Origin of the sequence: Chryseobacterium shigense (assembly GCF_014207845.1) — a bacterium.
Classification (GTDB): Bacteria; Bacteroidota; Bacteroidia; order Flavobacteriales; family Weeksellaceae; genus Chryseobacterium; species Chryseobacterium shigense_A.
In genome coordinates this window covers 134,862-155,983 of record NZ_JACHLC010000003.1, presented here as the reverse complement: position 1 = coordinate 155,983, position 21,122 = coordinate 134,862, and the positions used below count along the sequence as shown (strand labels likewise).

Genomic DNA, 21,122 nt, shown 5'->3' with positions numbered 1-21,122 from the left:
GAATGAAAATATCCGTAGTTATTCCCGTTTACAATGCCGAAGAATATGTCTCACAGGCTGTAGAATCAGCTCTTCAGTTTGAAGAGGTATATGAAGTTGTTTTAGTTGAAGATAAGTCTCCTGATAACGCGCTGCAGGTTTGTCAGAAATTAACAGAAAAGCATGACAGAGTTAAGCTTTACCAGCATCCGGATAAAGGCAACCACGGAGCCGGAGCTTCCAGAAACCTGGGAATGGAAAAGGCTACCGGGGATTTTATAGCATTTTTGGATGCGGACGATTATTATCTGCCGAACAGATTCGATGCGGAAAGAGAGCTTTTCAAAAACCCTGAGGTAGAAGGTGTTTATGGAGCAATCGGGGTAAAATATTACTCGGAAAAAGCCAGGGAACAATACTACCCCATTTATAAAGACAAGCTTGATACTGTTTACAAAAAAACCAATCCTGAGGATGTTTACCTGGGACTGATCAATTTACGTGGTTCTTTCGGCCTTATTCATCTTGATACTTTAACGTTGAGGAAATCTTCCCTTTCGAAAATGGACCGTTTTTTTGAGACCTCTCTGCGCCTGCACCAGGATTCTGAGATTGTGATAAGATTTGCCCATTATCTTAAGCTTTATACGGGTATTAATGATGAGGCTATTGCCCTAAGGGGCGTACATGAGAATAACAGAATCACAAAAGTGGATTCGGGGAAAATAAATCCTGCGAAAACACGTGTCCTGCTTTGGAAAGAATTAAATAAATGGGCAGAAAATGAGAAAAGTGTTCCTGCAGATGTAAAACTACACATCAACAGGATGCTCCGAAGCTTTGAGATCGCTGTTGCCCCACCGTTCAAAAAATGGGGAATGATCGCTAAATATCTGATTACGGATTATCCAAGCATACGTTCCGGGTTATTCAATATTAATTTCAGGAAGAATTTATTTTAGTCTGAATCAGGATGATTCAAAGCTTGGGGCTGAAAGAGGGAAACTATTGAAATCGGAAAGAGTAATTATACTCAGTTCTTCTTATTTTTTAGAAACCCGTTCACTGAACTATTATGGCTTATAATAAATTGAAAAATCAGTGATTTGCCGTCTCTCTCTTCCAGCTTCCGGCTTAATTTTTTATATTCTTAAACCTTAATTCAGGTTATTTCTGCATTTTCTTATCCAGAAGAATGGAATCTGCAAGCTGGGCAGTAAATACTTTCCCGGATTCTCTGTACATATGATTTCCGTCTATAAAGACATACTTATCATGGTACGGGGAAAAGTCGAAAAACTTTACTCCGTTTTTTTGGGCGATCGATCCTAATCTTTTGCTGAAATCCGGAGAATATCTGTTTTCTATTTCCATAATTCCTTTAAAACCCGGAATTCTTACAATATAAACGGTACCTTTCGTTTTAAGATATTGAATGATGTCGTCAAATGCATCCAGCCTAACCTGGGATATTTTCTGATATTTTACAAAATCTAAATAATCGTTTACCTTACGGGCTTCTCTTTTCCTTAAAGTATCGGGCTCAACATTTACAGTAACTTCCATCCATCCGTTTTTATGCAAATACGTATTGGATCTTCCCACCGCTTCTCTGTCTCTGTAAATATGAAACCAGCTTTCAGGATGATGCTTCAGAAGGTATTCATAATTAGGTGCTACATCATAAAAATTCATATCTGCCAATGCGGAGGTGCTTTCTGTAAAGTCTTTTGCTTCTTTTACGTCTCTACCTGTGGATAAACACCAGGGGTCAACAGTAAGAATAAAGATGCCGTTCTTTGTATCAGGATTAAGCTTTTTCTTTATGGCTTCAAAATAGACCGGTCCGTAAGGTGATTCTGTAAGATTCAGGGAAAAATTATTGAATTTCCTGCCCTTCAGCTTATGATCTAAAATATCCGGTATAACAGCCTGGGAGCCTCTGGAATCCCCCATAATCATATCAGAAGGTTTGGGGCCTGTAAAGTGCAAATAATTATCATCCGTATTACCGTCTGCATATGTTCCCAAAAACAATAAAACGGCAATAATTCCAATAATATAAAACGATATTTTGAATAAAAATTTTTTCATCTCGGATTAGAATTGTTGATAAATAAACTTGGCATTCCCAAAAATTCCAAAATACATAATCATAAAAACAAGGAAAATATAAAATGCTCTTCTTACTATTGGTTTAAATCTGCTGATTTCCAATCCATGCTCCTGGTCCTTATTGATCCAGTCAATCAGAACTACAATTCCTATCAAACCTAAAATTTTAATTTTGATAAACTGCGGAACTGAAAAAAGTGAAAGACTGAAAATTTTCCCATACATTCCAAAAGCGTCTTTTAAACTTGGAGCCACAAATAAAACCAAAGCAAAGCACACTAAAGCCATTGTATATATAATATTCCCTAATTCTTTAAATGTAGGAATGGTTTTAGACAGCTTTTTCTTTTTATTGATCTGGTTATTAACAACTAAAGGAACATAATACAATCCCTGCAGGCAGCCGTAAACAATGAACGTCCAGTTGGCACCATGCCAGAAACCAATGATGACGAAATTGAGAAAAACGGCAAGCATCAATCCTTTTTTATCATAATCACGGAAAGTAATCACAAGAGGTGTAAATACATATTCTGTAAGCCATGATGTAAGAGAAATATGCCATTTCCGCCAATAATCGGCAATATTCTGGGCAAAAAGGGGAAAAGCAAAGTTTTTGGTGGTTTTAAAGCCTAAAAGCTTTGCAAAGCCAATTGCCATGTCGGAATATCCTGAAAAATCCGCATACATCTGGAATAAAAACAGTATGGCTCCAAAAGCTATAGTGCTTCCGGAAAGATGCTCATATCCCTGGAATATACTTTCTGTAACCGGAAAAATAGCATTAGAAACCACCAGCTTTTTAAATGCACCCAGAAGAATTTGCCTGGCTGCATCAGAACCGTTTTCCAGTGTGAAAACTCTTTCTTTTTTCAGTTGTGGAAGCAATAGGCCTCCTTTATCAATAGGGCCCGATGTCATACTCGGGAAGAAGGCGATATAATTGAAAAATGCCAGTGCATCTGTCTCGGCTTTTAATTTAGTATTCTTTATATCAAGCAGATAACTGATCATTCTGAATGTATAAAAACTAATTCCGAGGGGTAAAATTATATTTAAGGTCAGATTATTTTTAATTCCGAATAAATCTGTAAAAGATTGAATGAAGAAATTAAAATATTTAAAATAAAGCAGTGTCCCAACGGAAAAAATCAGGCCTAAATTCAGCCAGAGTTTTTTCTCCGAATTTTCACTTCTGGAAATTTTCAACCCTAAAAAATAGATAATTGCCGAACTTCCGATCAAAAGTATTAATAACCTCCAGTCCCAATATGCATAGAATACGTAACTGCCTAATAATAAAAATACATTCTGGGCTTTAAGATTTTTCCCGAGAATCCACCAGTAGACAGCAAAAAAAACAGAGAAGAAAAGTACGAATACCAATGATGTAAACTGCATATGATAACTACTTGTTTAAAAGTTCGACAATTCCATAAGAAAGCATTAAAAAAGCAACTTTTCTGTTGTTGAAAAGTATAGCCTCTTTGGGAGGAGAAATAAGCATTCCGCCATGTTCGATAAGGTTTTCAATTGACTGGTCAATATCATCCACTTCATAACAGATATGATAGTAAGATATATTTTTTTTCAAAAGATTCTGTACCGGTTTACCTGAAACAAGCTCTATATTCAACCCGTCTTCTACAGTAATCATGCACAGTTCCGCCTGCTGGTTTTCATCAAAAACAACAGGGGTTTCCTCAATAATTTTATGGAGCTTTCTTATGTTTTGGAGTTCTGCCTGTATGTCTTTACAGGCAACTCCTACATGGTGAAATTTCATTATAATTTTGAAGTGATAGAATCAGCCATTTCTCCTACAGTGTTCCAGCTCTGAATTTCAGAAGAGGTAAAACGTATACCGAAAGCTTTTTCCACTGCTACAATTAACTGAATATGAGAAAGAGAATCCCATTCTTCAACATCATTTGCAGTAGTTTCTTCAGTTAAAGTAATTTCTTCATTATCCAGTTCTTCACGGAAAATTTCTGATAATTTTGATAAAATTTCGTTTTTGCTCATAATATTTATATGTTTTTTATTTTTAAAAATGATGCATACATGGTAGCAACTTTTCTTTTTTCTGCTTTTTCCAGTTCTATATCTTCACTTACAAAATATCTTTCATCCACAATTTCAAGGCCTGCCTCATGAATGAGATCTCTGATTTCCTGAATATTATTAAAAAGATAAATATGATCTATAGAAGGTGCATTAGTAGGAGTAGTAATGAAAATAGTTCCGTCCGGCTTTATCAGGCTTTTGATTTTATTCAGCAGCGACAACGGATCTTCCACATGCTCCAGCACTTCTCCCATTGTAATAAAGTCTTTCTTCTCATCCTCATCCGTATAGTCGAATACATTTTTAAGATGGTAAACAACCTTTTCACTTTTAATTAAGCTTTTGGTAAGCTCAAGTGAAGATTCACTGATATCAAGTGCCTCAAAAGTACAGTTATCCCCAATTTTTTCCATAGCAGCCTCAAGATACAGGCCATGGCCTGCTCCTATTTCAAGATAGGATTCCACAGGAAGATACTGTTGAATCTGGGTTTTAAAATACTGATACACTGCATAATGATGTTTCCACAAAAACTGTGAAAGCAATAAGCCGTGCATATGGGAAACCATGACATCCGGATTATTGTACATCGCACGGTTTACCTCATCAAATGAAGTATTCCTATACTTATTGGTTCTTATAAAATCCAGCATTTCTTCATTAAAATCGCCGATCATTTTAAGATAATAATTAATAGAATCATCAAAGGTCAGGTTCTTTTTTTCAAGAATTTCTCTGTATTTGCTGATGAAGCCATCGTAATCTTTTATATAATTTTCGTCTTCTGAGAGAGAGGCAAAGTTTTTCTGAAGCTTTTTGCCGTGAATGGCATTTTTTCCGGAAATACTTTCAATAAGGTGTTCTATTTTCATATTTTAGTGTTTATATAAACTTCTTTTGACTGGTAATTATCAACATTCAGCACCCATTTATCATCCTCGTTTGTAAATCCTAGTTTTTCATAGTGATCTTTTACCATCTGGTTTTTTGCCGTAGGAAGATATTCTCCCACCACCTTTTTAAATCCATTTTTTCTGGCAGTTTCTACAATGGTATTCAGGGTAAAATCTTCCATTCCGCGTTTCAGAACACGGCAGCTCATCAGCCATGTATCTATGAAAAGTGTTTCTGAATCTTTCTTTTCCAGAACAATCACACAGATCAGTCCATTATCTCCGTATTTATCTTCCAGTGTGAAGGAAATGGTGTAATGTTCTTCAGAATTGATCAGGCTGTCTACATCCTGTTCCGTGTATCTTACCGTCCTTAAATTAAACTGGTTGGAACGCTGGGTAAGCTGTGAAACCCTTGGCTTTGAAAAACTATCGAAAGATTTCACATCGGAAACCATATTCATGCTTTTCAGAAAGTCTTCTACATTGGTAAAGCTGTCCAGATCACCTGCGCGCTGTGCTTCTACCTGATATTGTTTGGTTCGCTCCGCATCATTCTCAGAAAAACTGGAGGTTTCAAAAAGATTCAGCCCGTACAGATATTCAAGGTATTCTGCCGGATCTTCAGGTAACTCAGGAACGCAGACTTCGGGAAGATTTTCGCGAACAATATTTCTTTCAAACGGATTGTCATCAAGAAACACCATAGAATCAAAGCCAATATTCAGGATACTCTGGATTTTTCTGATGTTATCTGCTTTATTTTCCCAGTTAGCCACAAAAACGGCAATATCATCCAGCTTAAGGACCATATCGGGATGTTTTTCAAAAGGCTCTTTGGCTTTATCTTCATCATTTTTACTGCAAACGGCAAGAATTATTCCTCTTCTCTGAAGTGCCTTCACCCAGTATTGGAATTCCGTAAAGGCTTTACCTATACCCAAACTTCCTATCTGAATTTTTTCCAGACCGTCGTCTCCGATGATACCACCCCATGTTGTATTATCCAGATCAAGGATCAGGCATTTTTTGAATTTTCCTTCCAGAGAAGAAATAATTCCGGTGATATGATGGGCAACAATCGGAAGGGCATCCAATGAAAGTACCATTTCTGTATTCACGTAGATGTTTGGAGAAAACATAAAGTCTCTCCCCCATTTATTCTGTATTGAAAGAAGATCTGCAATAAAGAAGTTATCATTCTTAATTGCCAGCTCTGCAGAAAGCAGATAATTCAGTTTATTCAGCTGGAAAACAAAAGAAGATTCCACCTTGTTTGAAAAGTTTCCGAAAACCTGGTTATTAATCCCCGGAAAATTACAGTAAATAACCCGGCTTTTGGTCCGGCTCTGAATAGTGCGGTAAAGATCTTCAATATAGGATATTTTATTCTCTGCAAAACCAACTTGCGTATCATAAGACTTATAATACTGGCTTAATAATTTATGAGAAGACTCAAAGATAATGGTGTAATCTGCATTAAACTCATAATATTCCGAAGTAGGATCCAGGATCTGTCTTGAAATCTGGCCAAAATCTGCTTCGAAAATTTCCAGCTTAAAGCCTTCATTCACAGCAGTACCTTTCAAAGCAACATTGAGAAACTGGGTAGCGGTATCACCCAGTAATGCCAACTTTATTGTCTTAAGCTGAGGGATATCTCTGCGGAGTTCCTTTTTCAGTTCTGAAAACGTTTTGTACATAAATTTTTCTATTTTTATTAAAATATGAATGTACCGGTTCTCAATTCAATCAGTCCTGCATTATTAAAAGCTTCCGGGAGTACCGGACATTTCGTATAAATACATGAAAGATATGTCTTTAGAACATTCGTATTTTTTTTCATTGTGTTTTGCTCTGCTGCAAAAATAAAAATTTTATCTGACATTTACCTTTTTAAGATAATCCCTGAGTGGTTTTTCAATCCATTGATAAAAAAGCACCGAGGTAATAATAAGAACTACCAGATAAATCCAGAATACATTGTTAATATTAAGATGATAATTTTGCCGTTTCAGGATCTCCCTCAGAATATACAGAATGGGGATATGGGTAATATAAACCGCATAACTTACTTCCCCGAGATATTCCAATGGCTTTAATGCCAAAATCTTGGTCAGCCGCCCGTTATTCCATGAAATGAAAAGAATGAGCGGGATAAAGAACACTGCCATAAGCCCGTTATGATAAAAAAGCGGAACGAAGATCAGTGAAAGCATAACCGCCGCAAAGAAAAGGATTACGGGAATATCATAATTTTTCTGCTTAAAGTTGTTTACAAAAAACAATCCTGCAAGGTTTCCCACTAAAAATTCACTTACATGCATCAGAGGGAAGTAATACAAAAATTCATGACTTTCCGTATGGGGTCCTTTATAAGACGGTGAAGCTTCATAAAGATGGGAAAATACCTGTGTAATAATCCACAGAGCAATCCCCACTACCCATATACTTTTGTTTTTTTTGGAATAGAAATGATTATACAATACCGGGAAAATCAGGTAAAACAGGAATTCTACGGATATAGACCATCCCGGAAAATTCAGGATCATTGCCTTACCGGGAATCCAGCTCTGTAAACCGAACAGGTATAAAAAAGCATTAATAATGTTGAAGTTTGAATACCTTGTCACAAGATAAAGCAACAATCCAACCACATACAAGGGGTAAATTCTTGCAAATCTGTTCTTATAATACTCAAAATACCCGATTTTCTCTTTCCTATGGTAAGCTACAATCATGATGAATCCTGAAAGGATAAAAAAATAACTTACTCCTACATTCGCCTTTAAAAAGATATTTGAAATATAATCTGTCTTATAGACAAACATATCTTTGTTAAAATGGGAAATAACAATAGCTAAAGCTGCAAGGAATCTGGTAAAGGTAATCTGGCTTATCTTCATTCACAAAAATGTTCAATAGTTTTAACTATATAAAAACACCTATCCGTACAATTATGAAATAAACAGTACAAAAGCACTATTCATCACACATAACAGAATACAGCGTTCTTTTAAAACTATTTAACAAAAACGCCGATATATTTTCCTTCGTATTCTACCACGGTTGTCTCTATGCTGTTTTTTTCACAGAAATCCTGGTAAGCGGAGTTATCACCAATATCATCACTGATAAATACACCTCCTTTTTTCAGATGCTTATACAGTTCGTCATAAGCCCACATTCTTCCGTTATAGCTTTTGTCAGAATCGTAATGAAGAACATCAAAAACTGAATTTTCAGTAAAAATCTTCGGAAGGGATTCCTTATCGGCAAAACGGAATAATTTCCAGTTGTTTTTCAGGCTTTGCGGGACAACATAACCTACATACTGATCTCCATCCTGTGCCAGATATGGCATATCTGAACTGTACAATGTCCCGTTTCTTTTTGTGAGGGACAGAAGTGATGCCAGCGATGACCATCCGTAAGCAACACCTGTTTCTACTACATGCTTTGCATTGGTAAATTCGCATGCATAATAAATCAGTTCCAATGCTCCGGGGCCACCCATTTTTACCGGGCATGCCTTTTCTTTCTGGTCTGCTGTTTTTAAAACTTCGGCATAATCCGTACGGAAAGCATCTATTTCAAGACCAAATAGTTTTGAAACAGCCTCTTTCTGGGAAATTGCTTTTCCTGCAGCCCAGGAATTTGTTTTTTCCTTGCCCTTGAAGGCATTGCCTCTGTTAACCGTATTTTTAATGATTTTCCGGCCTAGTTCCGGGTATAGGTCCGGCCTTTTCAGATAACCTATTAATGTTTTGAGAACTCTAGTTATTTCACTCACTGTGTTAAATTTAAGGCACAAAAATAGAGATTTTTCTGTTATTTTTAATATATAATTATCTTTGTAAAAAATTTATTAACACAAATTGGATGAAATTTTCTATTCTGATTGCCAATTATAACAATGGTAAATTCTTTAAAGACTGCTACGATTCTATTATCGCTCAGGAATATACAGACTGGGAAGTGGTGATTATAGATGACAGGTCAACAGATGATTCTGTAGAAATTATCAAAAAAATTATTGGCGGCGACAAAAGATTTGTACTCTATGAGAATGATGCGAACTATGGCGTAGGAGTTACAAAAGCTAAACTTATTGAAGATGCTACCGGAGATGTCTGCGGATATCTTGATCCGGATGATATCATTAGGCCAAAAGCTCTAAAAAGTGCTGTTGAAGTTTTAAAAAATAAAAAAGATGTGGTTCTCACCTATTCCAGGCTGGCAAAATGTGATCAGAATTTAAATATCTTAAGTGAATTTAAATCGGCAAGGCAGGTTCCGAACGGCCAGGACACCTTTTTTAATTTTCCTATCCAGATTGCACCTTTTGTAGCTTTCAGGAGAGATGTTTATTTAAAAGGAAAAAAAATAAATCCCGAACTTAAAATAGCAGAAGACCAGGATCTTTATTTTAAAATGTATGAAGTTGGAAAAGTGCATTTTATCAATCAAACCGATTATCTTTACAGGGCTCATGCAGGGGGAATTTCTCAAAACGATAATAAAGCAAAATCTTACAGCTATTATGCCCGTTCGATTTGGGAAGCAATGCAGAGAAGAAATTTGAAGCAAATTAATGGAAAACAGATTCCGCAAAGCTATAGTGACCCACAGGAAATTTTTGATCTTTTGGAGTATCAGAATAAAATTCCCTTCCGTATCAGGAAAAAAATAACAATCTTTTTACAAAAACTCTTCAGTTAAATGTCAGACAGCAAAAAAATAAAAGTTCTTTTCAGACACCGTTCTATGGAAATGGGTGGTGTAGAAAAAGTAATTCTCAGTATTCTCCACAATCTCAATCCTGAAAAGTTTGACATCACAGTATGCCTGAATCTTAATCAGGGAGAGCTTAGAAATGAATTTCCTGAACATGTTAAAAAGATATATCTTACCGATGGAAAAGAAGATCTTTCTAAAAACCCTTTAGTCCATAAACTGCAGTTAGTGCGTAGAAGACTGAAACTTTCCAGTGCTTTGAAAAACCATAAAATTTCAGATCGCCTTTTGGGAAATAAAAAATTTGACATCGAAATTGCGCCTACATACTCAGCTTTTTCATCCGTTATCAATTCCAGCAACAAAGCTTCAAAGAAAATAGGATGGTTTCATTCCGAAATCAATGTCCCTACTTTACAGCCATTGGTTCCTGATATCCTTGAAAATTTTCCGCAGTTTGACCATATGATCTACTGCTCTCAAAAGATCAAGGATCTGATGCACAAATACTATCCGGAGATGAAATATCCTGAAGAAAGTGTTGTGATCAATGCCATTCCTATTGATGAAATCAAGAAAAAAGCTCAGGAAAAGGCAGAACCGCTTCCCGAAGGCCCTGTTTTTGTTTCGGTAGGCCGTCTTCATAACAGAAAGGGTTACCATAAACTGATTGATGCCCATAAAAAACTGATTGATGAAGGATTCCACCACAGTATTGTTATTGTAGGCAGTGGTGAGGAGATGAAAAACCTTACCGAACAGATTCGTGCAAATAATGTCCAGGATACGTTTATTTTAAGCGGGAACAGGATGAATCCTTATCCTTATGTAAAAAATGCGGATTACTTCATTCTGCCATCCGAATCTGAAGCCTGGCCGTTGGTAATTGCCGAAGCCCTTATACTTCAGAAGCCGATCATTGCTACCGATACAGGAGATGTAGGAGTGATGATTAAAGACAGGGAAACCGGTTACCTCATCAATTATGAAACGGAAGAGATGTACGCCGCTATGAAAGCCTTCCTAACAAATCCTGAACTGGTTGCCGGGATCAGAAAAAACCTGGAAACTATTGAGGACCAGTTCGACAATCAGAAAATCTTTGATGCAGTGGAAAGAATTCTTGAAGATCTTTACGAAAAAAATTAATGGGCGGAATATCCTCCGTCCACCACAAGATTTGATCCTGTGATCCATTTTGAGGCATCCGAAAGCAGGAAAATGCAGGCATTAGCCACATCTTCGGGCTCCCCGATTCCCAGCGGATGCTTTTTAAGGATTTCTTCTGCGGCATCTTCACCAATGTTTTCAAACATTTTTTCCAGTATGGGAGTATTGACCATCGCCGGGCTTATACTGTTGACCCTTACCCCGCTTCTTGAAAGCTCCATTGCCAGAGAACGGGCTCCGGAAACTACAGCTCCCTTACTTGCTGAGTAAGCGGCCTTTCCTATTTCGCCCACCATTCCTGCAACTGAGGAAATGAAGACAAAACTGGAAGTTTCGGTTTTGTATTTTTTAAGGGATAAAATTTTGGCAATTTCAAAACCTGAGATTACATTAACTGCAAAAATATCTGTATAAAGCTGAGGGGTATGCTTTTTCAAAGGAAGGGTTTTTTCTATTCCCGCACAGTGAATAAATCCTGATATTTTCCCTAAAACAGATACTTTTTCAGCGATCAGTTCTTCAAGGTTTTCAGCATTGGTAATATCTGCAATAAGAGTTTCGGCTTTGGTATCCGGCGCCAACATAGAGACTGTTTTCTGCAGTTCCTCTTCGTTTCTGGCAATAAGAATAAGGTTTGCACCGCTGTTACTGCATTCTACAGAACAGCTTCTCCCTATTCCGGAAGAAGCGCCTGTAATAAGAATTGTTTTATCTTTTAAAGAAAACCTGTTCATTAATCTTCAAAATTTTCTTTACCAATAACATTCATAAGATCAGAAACAGTTTCTATGTCTTTGAAGTGCTTTGTATCAATTTTCTTATCAAAATTTTCATCAACAAATGCAATTACGGAAAGCAGACTGATAGAATCATAGCTTTCAAGCTGTTTCAGATTGGTTTCAACGGTTAATGTTTCGTCTTCTTCTAATTCTTCTTGTAATTTCTCTAAAAAAACGGATGTTTTCATATATTTAAATTTTACGACTTTTTTATTATTATTAAATTTCCAATACGGTTGCTCCCCAGGAATATCCTACTCCAAAACCGGCCATCAATACCCTGTCTCCTTCTTTCAGCATTCCTTTATCCATCATATTTCTCAGGGCGATAGGAATGGTGGCGGACACGGTATTTCCTGTGTTTTCCATGTCAATATAAAACTTTTCTGCCGGTATTTTTGTTTTTTTCCTTAAATAATTCAGCATAAATGAATTGGCCTGATGGAAAACAAAATGATCAATATCATCCATTGTCACTCCATTGGTTTCCAGGGTTTCTCTTACCAGACCCGGGATATTTTCAATAGTGAAATTAAAAATTTCAGGTCCGTTCATGTAAAGGTTTTCGGGATGAAACTCGTTTTCAGGATTGAGCTGAAAATCTGTTTTGAAAGCTCCTTTTTTTACAATAAGATTCTCGGCCCCGCTTCCGTCTGTTCCCAGGCAAAACTGGTAATCTTTGGCATTTTCATCTTTCTCTACAATCACAGATGCAGATGCATCCCCGAATATACTGCGGTTTGCTTTATCTTTCGGATTGATGTGCTTGGTATAGGTTTCTGATGTAATCAGCAGAATACTTTTTGCAATACCAGCTGCTATTAATCCTTTAGCAAAAGCCAGTCCATAAACGAATCCGGAACAGCCAAGATTGAAATCCATTGCTCCTATATTCCTTCTGAGACCAAGCCTGTCCTGAAGAATACAAGCTGTAGTGGGGAGAAAATAATCCGGACTCTGGGTGCAGAAAAGAATAAAATCTACTTTATTCCTGTCATAGTTCTCGAAAAGTTTTTCGGAAGATTTTACGGCCAGTTCCAGTACAGTTTCGCCGTCTGATGCTATATGACGCTGCCTGATGCCTACTTTTTCATGGATCCTGTCTGAACTCCATTCCGGGAACTCTTTCTCAAGATCTTCATTAGTAAGAACATTCTCCGGTAGATAATATTCTATTTTGGAAACTTTTATCATATTAAATAAATTCTTTTTCTTTGCAAAATTAAAAAACAAATCCACAATAATGATGCTCATATTCAGAATAGTATTAAAAATACATTCCATGTTTCATGTTTTTCTTAATAAGGCAAGCCTTGAAGCAGCAAAAAACCGTGGTATGAAGGTCGGGAAAAATTTTAATATGCCTGACAAAATTTACTTCGGAACAGAGCCATACCTTATAGAAATTGGGGATGATGTTAATATTGCTGCCGGAGTAAGATTTGTGAATCACGGGGGCACTACCACTCTTTTAAGAAAACTTCCCGGTTATGAAAATGCAAGAATTTTCGGATGGATAAAAATTGGAAACAACAGCACAATCGGAATAAACTGCGTGATTACTCATGATGTACATATTGGAAACAATTGTATTTTGGGGGCCAATTCTGTTTTGTCACAATCTATGCCAGACAATACGGTCTTTATTGGTAATCCTGCACAGTTTTTATGTACAATAGAAGATTATGGTGATATTGTTCTGAAAAGCAGCCCGGAATATCCCAGAGAACTGGAAAAAGACAGAAAAAAACTGGATGAATATATCAAGGCTAACCTTCCGTATAAATTCAAAAAAGCCAGGAAAATAAAATAAGAGACTAATGACCTGAAAGATTTTATTTAAATACTACCAGACAAATCTAATGGCAGAACTAAGATCTTACCAACATAACCTCAAAGCTTAAGGGACAGAATTACGACATTGAAATTCTTTTTCTTAATAGCAGTTCAAAAAACATATCATTAAACTTCTAATAATAATATTTTTTCCATCTTTATTCAGTTATTTTGTATCCAGAAAATTTTACAAAAATAATATTGTTATAGACTAGTAGTTTATGTCACAGAAAAAGAAAATTCTTATTCGTATAGGTTCTCTCCGACATGGCGGTGCAGAAAAGGTTCTCGTTAACTTTCTCAAAAACCTTCCCGAGGACAAATATGAAGTAGACCTGCTGATCAATCTGTACACAGGAATGTATATCAAAGAAGTTCCGTCATGGGTTAATCTGTATTATCTTCTTAAGGGAGAAATGATTACCACCAATAAGCCTCATGAAATACCTGTAAAAGCATTCAGGGTGCTTTACCAGAAAATGTTCCTGTGGTTTCCGGGGCTCCTTTACCACTTTGTGCTGAAAAATAAAAAATATGATGTGGAAATAGCTGCGATCCATGGAATGTACAGGGAACTTCTTTCCAGTCCGCAGAAAGATTCGAAAAAAATCATCTGGATCCAGAATGATATTTTTAATCTGAAAGAATATACACCGGACGTAATAAAGCAACTTTTCAAATTTGACAGGATATTGGTAATTTCCAACAAGCTGAAGGAGGAAATGCAAAAGCTGGCACAAACAGACCGGGAAAAACAGGCAGTTATTAAAATCTTCAACCCGATTGATAAAGACGACACTCTAAATAAAGCCAATACGCCAATTGATGATTATCCTTTTTCCAATACAGTTCCCACTTTCATTACTATCGGAACGGTTTATCCGCAGAAAGGCTACGACAGGCTTCTGGATGTACATAAAAAGCTGATTGATGAGGGACTTAAACACCAGATTATTATTATTGGTGACGGTTTTGATTTCAACAATATCCAGTCAAAACTTAATCAGCTGGGGCTTCAGGAAACCGTAAAAATGCTTGGTTTCAGAAGTAATCCGTATCCGTACCTGAAAAAAGCTGATTTTTATATCATGTCTTCACGGCATGAAGGCTTTCCCACCATTATTGCGGAAGCTTTGATTCTGAACAAACCTATCGTATCTACAGATGTTTCCGGAATAAGGGATCTTCTTCAGGACGGAAAATTAGGCGTTATTACACCCAACTCGGAAGACGGAATTTATGAAGGAATGAAAAAAATCCTTATCAATCAGGAACTTGCGGGTCATTACGAAAAAGAAATTGCTGCCACCGATCTTCCTTTTGTACTGCAGAAGTCTGTAGCAAAACTTCAGGAAATCATTGATGAACTATAAAAAAGATTAAAATGAGTTATACGGTTATACAAAAAGATTTTTACAGGGAGAGCGGAACGTGGCTCTCTTCATTCGAGATCTGGAAAAAATGTATCAATCCGAACCTGCATTTTATTTATGTCTTAAGAAAAGCCCAGCAATATCATAAAAAGCCTGTTTTAGGAGTATTCTGGAAATTCGTCCTCAGACATTACCAGATAAAATACGGCTACCAGATTTATCCTGAGACTGAAATCGGGGAAGGCTTTTACCTGGGGCACTGGGGAAGTCTGGTTATTAATCCTAAAGCTAAAATTGGAAAGAACTGCAATATTGCACAGGGTGTAACCATCGGCCAGCAAAACCGTGGTAAATTTCAAGGTTTCCCTACCATTTCCGATGAAGTCTGGATAGGCGCCAATGCCGTAATTGTAGGGGGTGTTACTATTGGAAAAAATGTTTTGATTGCCCCCAATTCGTATGTAAATTTTGATGTTCCTGCCAATTCTGTAGTGGTTGGCAACCCGGGAACAGTTTATTCAACAGAAAGCGCTACAGAGTCCTATATCAACAATAAAATATAAAAAATCTCCCCTACAGATTTATAAATTTAGTTACCGTTTTTCTTTAAAAACATTCTTTTTATTGTAAAGGAATATTTTTTTCTCGACTTTTGCTGAAACGGTTTTTAAGAATTAAGTCTGTCTTATATTCTTAATTATTTATTTCAAAAACACTACACAATTTTTAAGCACAATGTCATGAAAAAAAATTACTCTCTTAAAGATGGAGCAACTTCCGGATGGCTTCATTAATCCCATTTAAATCCCAATATAATTTTAGATAAACAATGATAAATATTTTTATCAGTTGCAAAATCATTATATAATACAACAGGTTGGGATTGGATGTTTGCATTAATTAATACTTCTAACAGTTCAAAGCCTGTAATTCTCTCTTACCGAAAACACTTTTAATTCTATACGTATGAACAAAAAATCGACACTAAAGATTTTTGCTGCAGTACTTAGTATTGCATCGTCTCATGCATGGGCGACAGCACCTGTCCCCTGGCATAATGAGACCAGTATTGGATTCAATTCTATGACACCTCTCCCACCAAGTGTCTATGATCTGGATCCTCTTATCGTCATTTCACAAAATGCGAATGAGAAAGGGCTGGTAGTTATCAAAGGTAACTTCCAAAAGCCTAACACCGCCGGAGATGTAAAAGTCACCATCAAGTATAAAGACGCCCAAAACAACTGGGTTTCTTTATGGTGCAAAACTTTTGCAGGGAACTATGAGTATAATGAAGACCTTACTGCTAATTTCGAGTTACCAGAGTCGGCTTTAAACACACATTCCGTTAAGATCGAATTAAGTTCAAATGAAACCATTACCAACTGGAATTCAATCATCTGGGATAAAACAGTAAATCATTACAAAAAGGCAAATTACACCTATGCCAATTGTGATCTGGATGAAAACCAGTACACCATCCTGTTTACCCCCAAAAAAGACGGAACTGTTTTATACAACCCGAATGGAACTGTTTCAGGGGTAAAAGACAGAGTAAAGTCTCAACACTTAACGAAAAAACTGGATGATATTGTTTTATCCTTCCAGGGAAATGCAGCGCTGGATAATTCCAATGCCAATTCACCGGTTGTTAACATTACGAATCCTAATAACCTTACTACCATAGCAAGCTCCCAGAAATATATCTATCAGGGCAGTGATACGAGTCCTTTCGAGTTCTCTTATCATGATCCGGTTTATATGTTTGCCGGAAAGTTTTCTAATGAAAGTTTCTTCATTAACTTCAGTAACTGGTTTCTGCCACCTGAAGAAGGAGGAGAACCCTGGGGAAGAGGATATTTAGATTTTACTAATCCTAATTCTCTTCTTAACAGGTATTATAACCTTTATAACTACATCAATGAGAAGCTGGGTGATGTTTTCACCAATCAGCAGCCCGTTGTTATTGTGATCAGTGAAATAACAGGTTTAAGAGTTTATAAAGCTAACGGGCAATATGTTTCCCTTACGGCTTTAAGCAATTACAATACTACCGATGATTTTGGTTATCCCCCGCTTTATGAAAAGCAAAGAGGTCCCGGTTCTGAAAATTTTTCATTAAGCAACACCTCTCAGGCATCACTATATGGGGTAGGAGCCATCAGAAACAGAAAAGTGATCAACAGCTGGAACGGTCCGTCAAGGCCTTTGATAGACATCGAAAGCGAGATCAATAAATTTATAAAATACGTCGGTATTTTCGGAAATCCGGCCGCAGAGGACTGCCCTGTTACCTGTTTTGCAATCAATTCAGGTGCTCAGTCAGATTTTGTAGACTGGACCAAAGCTCCAAACAGTTATGTTTTCACCGGTAAGGATAAAAACGGGAATGCTGTGGACGGCCTTTATATTCCTGTAAAGAAAGCCTATGAAATGTGGGCCAAAGGAGGCGAATTTATGAAGAATGACCAGGGCAGTTACACCCCTATCCCAGCAGGAACTGCCAGTACGGGGCTGTACTGGGAAGATGAGCCGGGACTTATAAAATCTGTTGCTTTGGAAGGCACAGGTGAAGATGCAAAAATCAAAGTTTCAGTAAACAGGCTTAAAGAAGGTAATGCTGTTGTTTCTTATAGAGTAAACAATCAAGTATACTGGACGTGGCACGTTTGGGTAACAGACGATCCTACAGACGGAAGTACTTATCGTCTCGGTTTTGAAAAAGATAAAAACGGAAATCCAGTTTCGGATTGGAAATGGATGGACAGAAACCTGGGAGCGACAAGTGCTAATTTTGTAGGCAATAACTGGAATAAATCTCAAGGATTAAATTACCAATGGGGAAGAAAAGACCCGTTCCCATCTTTAGTGTATAAGGATGGTACCAGGTATGACATTTCTGGTGAAGTAGGAAATATAAGAAGCCAGGGATCCAAATCTATGATCGGGGCCACTTCTGTACTTCCTGTAAAATTCAGAGGAAATCTTTATGATCCACAGGAAAATACGGGATATGATACTCCTAACGGGAATATCCGCTATTCTATCCAGAATCCTATCAACATGATCATTCCTCCGATGTATGTCAGAAAAAAAGGAGAAACAGTGGACAACAATGGAGAAGACATGCTGGTTCAGAATGCTGATAATTCATGGTATCCTCAAAGACGTACAACATGGTTCTCGAAACAGAAATACAGGTCTGAATTCAATGCCGACCCTTATCAGAATGTTGCCTGGGACCTTTGGGGAGATACAAGAGGAGGTAAAATAAGTGATCTGAATAATTCATATGATCCTCAGATGGCTAAAGAAAGTATGAGCTATGCGATGAAATCACCTTATGATCCATGTCCTTGTAACTGGAGGGTTCCTTCTTATTATGATAATTTAGCCAGTCCGAGTAATGATAATAATGCCTCACCTTGGGGAAAAATCGGAGGTGCTAATGATTATGATGCATTTACTTCAGATCCGGCTACATCCAGCACAAAATTCCCGGGTATCAAAATATATCCTGGTTTAGGGTATGATTTTTCCGGCGTTACCAATCGTAATTTAGGACTGATCCCTATTAACGGGAACTATGAATATTATCCTAATGTAGTTACTGCCAATAGTATTGCAGCATCAGGAAAGGTAAAACCTTCTATTATATATCAGGATGGATCTTCAGACGGTTCATTAGGTTCTTCTACATTTTCTGTAGGAGCTGCAAATGGAGGGCCATGGTACGGACCAAGAGGTTTAAGATACAATTCAGATCCGGGAAATATAAAGGAGCCAGCAAATAACTTTGGCCTTTATAGCCTTGCTTCAACTGATCATGATGGAAATACCCATGAAACTTCAGGTATAAGATGTATTAAAGATCCGAACAATGCTTTTATGCCACAAATATTTGAAACCAATTTCTTTACGCTGCCGGCTCAGGAATATTCATTGGAAACTTTAAAATCCTGGACCAATCAGCCAAACAGTTATGTTGAATATACAAACAACCCTGTAGATGTAAATGCTTCCGATAAGGACCGTGTTATTGATATCCCTCTGGGTAAAGCTTATGCCATGCATAAACTGAATCTTAGCACAACAGAAGAATTTCCGGAAGGAAACAACAAATCTGCGTCTGTAGTATGGACTACCAATAAAGACCTGATAGAAAACATAGAGATCATTAATCCTGACAGCAAAGAATTAGCGAGACTTAGGGTTACATTAAAGTCTCTGAACTATGGTAATGCCGTTGTAGCCTTCCATTTAGGAAATTCCACTACTACATGGGCCAATGGAAAAAACCAGGATCCTGTTATCTGGAGCTGGCATATCTGGGTTCCTGAAACTGTGATAGCAAGCACCGGCTATACTACTGAAACACCAGAAAACGGTGGTGTTTTAAACGTTAACTCGGCGTTTGTAAAACCTGTGAAAAGTATTGGTGCCCAATTGGAAACTACCTTTATGGACAGAGATCTGGGAGCCTTAATGATGTTCCCGGGAGTTATTTTCTCTACTACCAATTATTCCCTTTCACCGGCATTAAGCAAAAGTGGCGGGCTTCACTATCAGTGGGGTAAAAAAGATCCTATTCCGGCATTTATCAATCCTGGAGGGAACTATGAATTTACAAACGGATCAACTGCATATAAAAATTTAAACAGAACCCCTGTTTATTCACAAAACGGTCCGATCAGCAGTGGTATTATTCCATACAGTACAGCGATTGATAACCTTAATTATACTGCTAATTATGCCAAGGAATATGCAGAATATTCTTCTGGTATTCTGCCGGCAGACCCTAAAAAGGATAAAATTAAAAAAGTACTGCAGTACTCTGTAAAAAATCCGATGTATTTCCTATATCGAAATACCAGCAGTGAAACCGATCCGAATAAAAAAATCGGAGACTGGTTATCTGATGAGAACGGACAGTTTGCTTCCAGATGGGGCCATGCAGCTGAAAAGTCTCCTTACGATCCATGCCCTGAAGGATGGAGAATACCAGACACATTCTCCGCTGCCGTATATGAAACAGAGCCGGCTTCACTTGCAGGTTTTTATGCAGGATGGCCATTTGCTCATGGTAATAATCCTTGGTACTATAACGGATACAGAAATACAGGAAACGGACAGTATGGCTTGAACCCCGGAGGGATTTACGGCGTTAGTACGACATATTCTGCTACCAGTCTTTCTTACCCAGGCCAGATTTCTATGATTGCGAATTATCCGGCTACCCGTTATGGATTCGTATTCAACGACAGCCATTTCGCTATAGGAAGTTTTGCGAACAGCGGAATACGTGGATTCAACGGAGGAAAAGATCTTCTCGTTTATACAAAAGATGATGCCAAAACAATTGACAATGGCGGACAGGTAAAACTTAAGTTTTCCGGAATCTGGACATCTTCTCCTGCAGACAGACATGCCGGCCAGGCTATTGGTTTGTATATTGACTTTGGTCTTAATGCACCGGGTTCTTATGCAATATCCACCGGAAATCCTTATTACCCGCAAACCGCAATGTCATGCCGTTGCGCAAAAATCAAATATGACGGTAACGGAAATGAGATCGGAAGATATGAACCTTTAGCGCTTGCAGTTCCGAAAAACACCGCAGGAAAAGCAGTAAATACTTTTGCCAAAAAGCAAATTGAAGAAATGCAGAAAGACAGTTCAAAACTGACTGTTTTCCCTAACCCTGTGAAGAGTATTCTATACATCAATGCCAATGACAAAGATTACTATTACCAGATTTACAATGTTTCAGGACAGCTTGTAAAACAAGGAAAATTTGAAAACAAACAGACAGATCTTTCTTCGCTTCCGCAAGGAGCTTATTTAATAAGAATCAATGATTCTGAAACCATCGTGAAAATTATTAAGCAATAAGCCAATAGTTATTCGTAAGATGAACCGCCTCAATCTGGATTGAGGCGGTTTTTTTATTGTAGGGATGCAGTTAGGGTAAAATTAGTATCGGAAATAAGGTATCATAGCTTATAGTTTGGGAAGTAATTTTGGCATTTTTACAATTTTTGGATCATGAAATTTCGAAATATTTTACCAAAACAATTTAACGTAAAGCCTCATACTCATTAATAAATTACAAAACCCAACTATATAAATTTATAAATCCATAGTACTTTTTTCGTGAAAAATCTTCTTCCTAT

General features: G+C 37.3%; 18 protein-coding genes. 7 read left to right on the top strand and 11 right to left on the bottom strand.

Features of this window, described 5'->3' with window-relative positions; translation table 11 throughout:
- Positions 1-2 precede the first annotated feature (2 nt).
- A complete protein-coding gene (locus tag HNP36_RS13455) occupies positions 3-941 on the top strand; it encodes a glycosyltransferase family 2 protein (RefSeq protein ID WP_184164486.1) in 939 nt (312 codons plus the stop codon).
- 205 nt (positions 942-1,146) lie between these two features.
- Here the strand turns inward: HNP36_RS13455 and HNP36_RS13450 are convergent, their stop codons facing one another.
- The 8 genes from HNP36_RS13450 to HNP36_RS13415 form a co-directional block, all read right to left on the bottom strand.
- Complete coding sequence (locus tag HNP36_RS13450; protein WP_184164483.1) at positions 1,147-2,073, bottom strand: hypothetical protein; 927 nt, start codon at positions 2,071-2,073, stop codon at positions 1,147-1,149.
- 6 nt (positions 2,074-2,079) lie between these two features.
- Complete coding sequence (locus HNP36_RS13445) at positions 2,080-3,495, bottom strand: MBOAT family O-acyltransferase (protein WP_184164480.1); 1,416 nt, start codon at positions 3,493-3,495, stop codon at positions 2,080-2,082.
- Positions 3,496-3,502: 7 nt separating this feature from the next.
- A complete protein-coding gene (locus HNP36_RS13440; protein WP_184164477.1) occupies positions 3,503-3,880 on the bottom strand; it encodes a VOC family protein in 378 nt (125 codons plus the stop codon).
- Complete coding sequence (locus HNP36_RS13435; RefSeq protein WP_184164473.1) at positions 3,880-4,119, bottom strand: acyl carrier protein; 240 nt, start codon at positions 4,117-4,119, stop codon at positions 3,880-3,882. The genes HNP36_RS13440 and HNP36_RS13435 overlap by 1 nt, the downstream gene beginning before the upstream one ends.
- A 5-nt stretch (positions 4,120-4,124) precedes the next feature.
- On the bottom strand, positions 4,125-5,033 hold the full coding sequence (locus HNP36_RS13430) for a class I SAM-dependent methyltransferase (RefSeq protein ID WP_184164470.1): 909 nt from the start codon (positions 5,031-5,033) through the stop codon (positions 4,125-4,127).
- Entirely contained in the window at positions 5,030-6,757 is a 1,728-nt protein-coding gene (locus HNP36_RS13425) for an HAD-IIIC family phosphatase (protein ID WP_184164467.1), read from the bottom strand. Before HNP36_RS13425 ends, HNP36_RS13430 begins: the two co-directional genes overlap by 4 nt.
- Before the next feature lie 174 nt (positions 6,758-6,931).
- Positions 6,932-7,960, bottom strand: coding sequence for an acyltransferase family protein (locus HNP36_RS13420; RefSeq protein ID WP_184164463.1), 1,029 nt, complete (start codon positions 7,958-7,960; stop codon positions 6,932-6,934).
- A gap of 116 nt (positions 7,961-8,076) precedes the next feature.
- Complete coding sequence (locus tag HNP36_RS13415) at positions 8,077-8,847, bottom strand: class I SAM-dependent methyltransferase (protein WP_184164460.1); 771 nt, start codon at positions 8,845-8,847, stop codon at positions 8,077-8,079.
- A gap of 89 nt (positions 8,848-8,936) precedes the next feature.
- On the opposite strand from HNP36_RS13415, the gene HNP36_RS13410 reads away from it, so the two are divergent.
- Positions 8,937-9,776: a glycosyltransferase family 2 protein gene (locus HNP36_RS13410; protein ID WP_184164457.1), complete on the top strand. Its 840-nt coding sequence runs from the start codon at positions 8,937-8,939 to the stop codon at positions 9,774-9,776.
- A complete protein-coding gene (locus HNP36_RS13405) occupies positions 9,777-10,940 on the top strand; it encodes a glycosyltransferase (protein ID WP_184164454.1) in 1,164 nt (387 codons plus the stop codon).
- Here HNP36_RS13405 and HNP36_RS13400 read toward each other — a convergent pair.
- Genes HNP36_RS13400 through HNP36_RS13390 form a run of 3 tightly spaced genes read right to left on the bottom strand, consistent with a single transcriptional unit; the run spans position 10,937 to position 13,024 of the window.
- Complete coding sequence (locus HNP36_RS13400; RefSeq protein WP_184164451.1) at positions 10,937-11,695, bottom strand: SDR family NAD(P)-dependent oxidoreductase; 759 nt, start codon at positions 11,693-11,695, stop codon at positions 10,937-10,939. The genes HNP36_RS13405 and HNP36_RS13400 overlap by 4 nt on opposite strands.
- Complete coding sequence (locus tag HNP36_RS13395; protein WP_184164448.1) at positions 11,695-11,928, bottom strand: phosphopantetheine-binding protein; 234 nt, start codon at positions 11,926-11,928, stop codon at positions 11,695-11,697. The genes HNP36_RS13400 and HNP36_RS13395 overlap by 1 nt, the downstream gene beginning before the upstream one ends.
- A gap of 31 nt (positions 11,929-11,959) precedes the next feature.
- Positions 11,960-13,024, bottom strand: coding sequence for a 3-oxoacyl-ACP synthase III family protein (locus tag HNP36_RS13390; RefSeq protein WP_228456371.1), 1,065 nt, complete (start codon positions 13,022-13,024; stop codon positions 11,960-11,962).
- Here HNP36_RS13390 and HNP36_RS13385 point away from each other — a divergent pair.
- The 4 genes from HNP36_RS13385 to HNP36_RS13370 all read left to right on the top strand — a co-directional run bounded on the left by HNP36_RS13385 (position 13,023) and on the right by HNP36_RS13370 (position 20,841).
- Positions 13,023-13,553: an acyltransferase gene (locus tag HNP36_RS13385; RefSeq protein ID WP_228456369.1), complete on the top strand. Its 531-nt coding sequence runs from the start codon at positions 13,023-13,025 to the stop codon at positions 13,551-13,553. The two genes, HNP36_RS13390 and HNP36_RS13385, sit on opposite strands and share 2 nt — an antisense overlap.
- Positions 13,554-13,797: 244 nt before the next feature.
- Complete coding sequence (locus tag HNP36_RS13380) at positions 13,798-14,949, top strand: glycosyltransferase (RefSeq protein WP_184164440.1); 1,152 nt, start codon at positions 13,798-13,800, stop codon at positions 14,947-14,949.
- 11 nt (positions 14,950-14,960) lie between these two features.
- Positions 14,961-15,512 carry a serine O-acetyltransferase gene (locus HNP36_RS13375; RefSeq protein ID WP_184164435.1) on the top strand — a complete coding sequence of 184 codons (552 nt, stop codon included), beginning with the start codon at positions 14,961-14,963 and terminating at the stop codon, positions 15,510-15,512.
- Positions 15,513-15,915: 403 nt separating this feature from the next.
- A complete protein-coding gene (locus HNP36_RS13370) occupies positions 15,916-20,841 on the top strand; it encodes a T9SS type A sorting domain-containing protein (protein ID WP_184164432.1) in 4,926 nt (1,641 codons plus the stop codon).
- The last annotated feature ends 281 nt before the right edge of the window (positions 20,842-21,122 follow it).

Excerpts from the sequence above, each read along its gene's own strand:
- HNP36_RS13440 (WP_184164477.1), bottom strand. The coding sequence starts at position 3,880 with ATGAAATTTCACCATGTAGGAGTTGCCTGTAAAGACATACAGGCAGAA.
- HNP36_RS13435 (WP_184164473.1), bottom strand. The coding sequence starts at position 4,119 with ATGAGCAAAAACGAAATTTTATCAAAATTATCAGAAATTTTCCGTGAA.
- HNP36_RS13385 (WP_228456369.1), top strand. The coding sequence starts at position 13,023 with ATGTTTCATGTTTTTCTTAATAAGGCAAGCCTTGAAGCAGCAAAAAAC.
- HNP36_RS13425 (WP_184164467.1), bottom strand. The coding sequence starts at position 6,757 with ATGTACAAAACGTTTTCAGAACTGAAAAAGGAACTCCGCAGAGATATC.
- HNP36_RS13375 (WP_184164435.1), top strand. The coding sequence starts at position 14,961 with ATGAGTTATACGGTTATACAAAAAGATTTTTACAGGGAGAGCGGAACG.
- HNP36_RS13455 (WP_184164486.1), top strand. The coding sequence starts at position 3 with ATGAAAATATCCGTAGTTATTCCCGTTTACAATGCCGAAGAATATGTC.
- HNP36_RS13395 (WP_184164448.1), bottom strand. The coding sequence starts at position 11,928 with ATGAAAACATCCGTTTTTTTAGAGAAATTACAAGAAGAATTAGAAGAA.
- HNP36_RS13410 (WP_184164457.1), top strand. The coding sequence starts at position 8,937 with ATGAAATTTTCTATTCTGATTGCCAATTATAACAATGGTAAATTCTTT.
- HNP36_RS13405 (WP_184164454.1), top strand. The coding sequence starts at position 9,777 with ATGTCAGACAGCAAAAAAATAAAAGTTCTTTTCAGACACCGTTCTATG.
- HNP36_RS13445 (WP_184164480.1), bottom strand. The coding sequence starts at position 3,495 with ATGCAGTTTACATCATTGGTATTCGTACTTTTCTTCTCTGTTTTTTTT.
- HNP36_RS13430 (WP_184164470.1), bottom strand. The coding sequence starts at position 5,033 with ATGAAAATAGAACACCTTATTGAAAGTATTTCCGGAAAAAATGCCATT.
- HNP36_RS13380 (WP_184164440.1), top strand. The coding sequence starts at position 13,798 with ATGTCACAGAAAAAGAAAATTCTTATTCGTATAGGTTCTCTCCGACAT.
- HNP36_RS13450 (WP_184164483.1), bottom strand. The coding sequence starts at position 2,073 with ATGAAAAAATTTTTATTCAAAATATCGTTTTATATTATTGGAATTATT.
- HNP36_RS13400 (WP_184164451.1), bottom strand. The coding sequence starts at position 11,695 with ATGAACAGGTTTTCTTTAAAAGATAAAACAATTCTTATTACAGGCGCT.
- HNP36_RS13370 (WP_184164432.1), top strand. The coding sequence starts at position 15,916 with ATGAACAAAAAATCGACACTAAAGATTTTTGCTGCAGTACTTAGTATT.
- HNP36_RS13420 (WP_184164463.1), bottom strand. The coding sequence starts at position 7,960 with ATGAAGATAAGCCAGATTACCTTTACCAGATTCCTTGCAGCTTTAGCT.
- HNP36_RS13390 (WP_228456371.1), bottom strand. The coding sequence starts at position 13,024 with ATGGAATGTATTTTTAATACTATTCTGAATATGAGCATCATTATTGTG.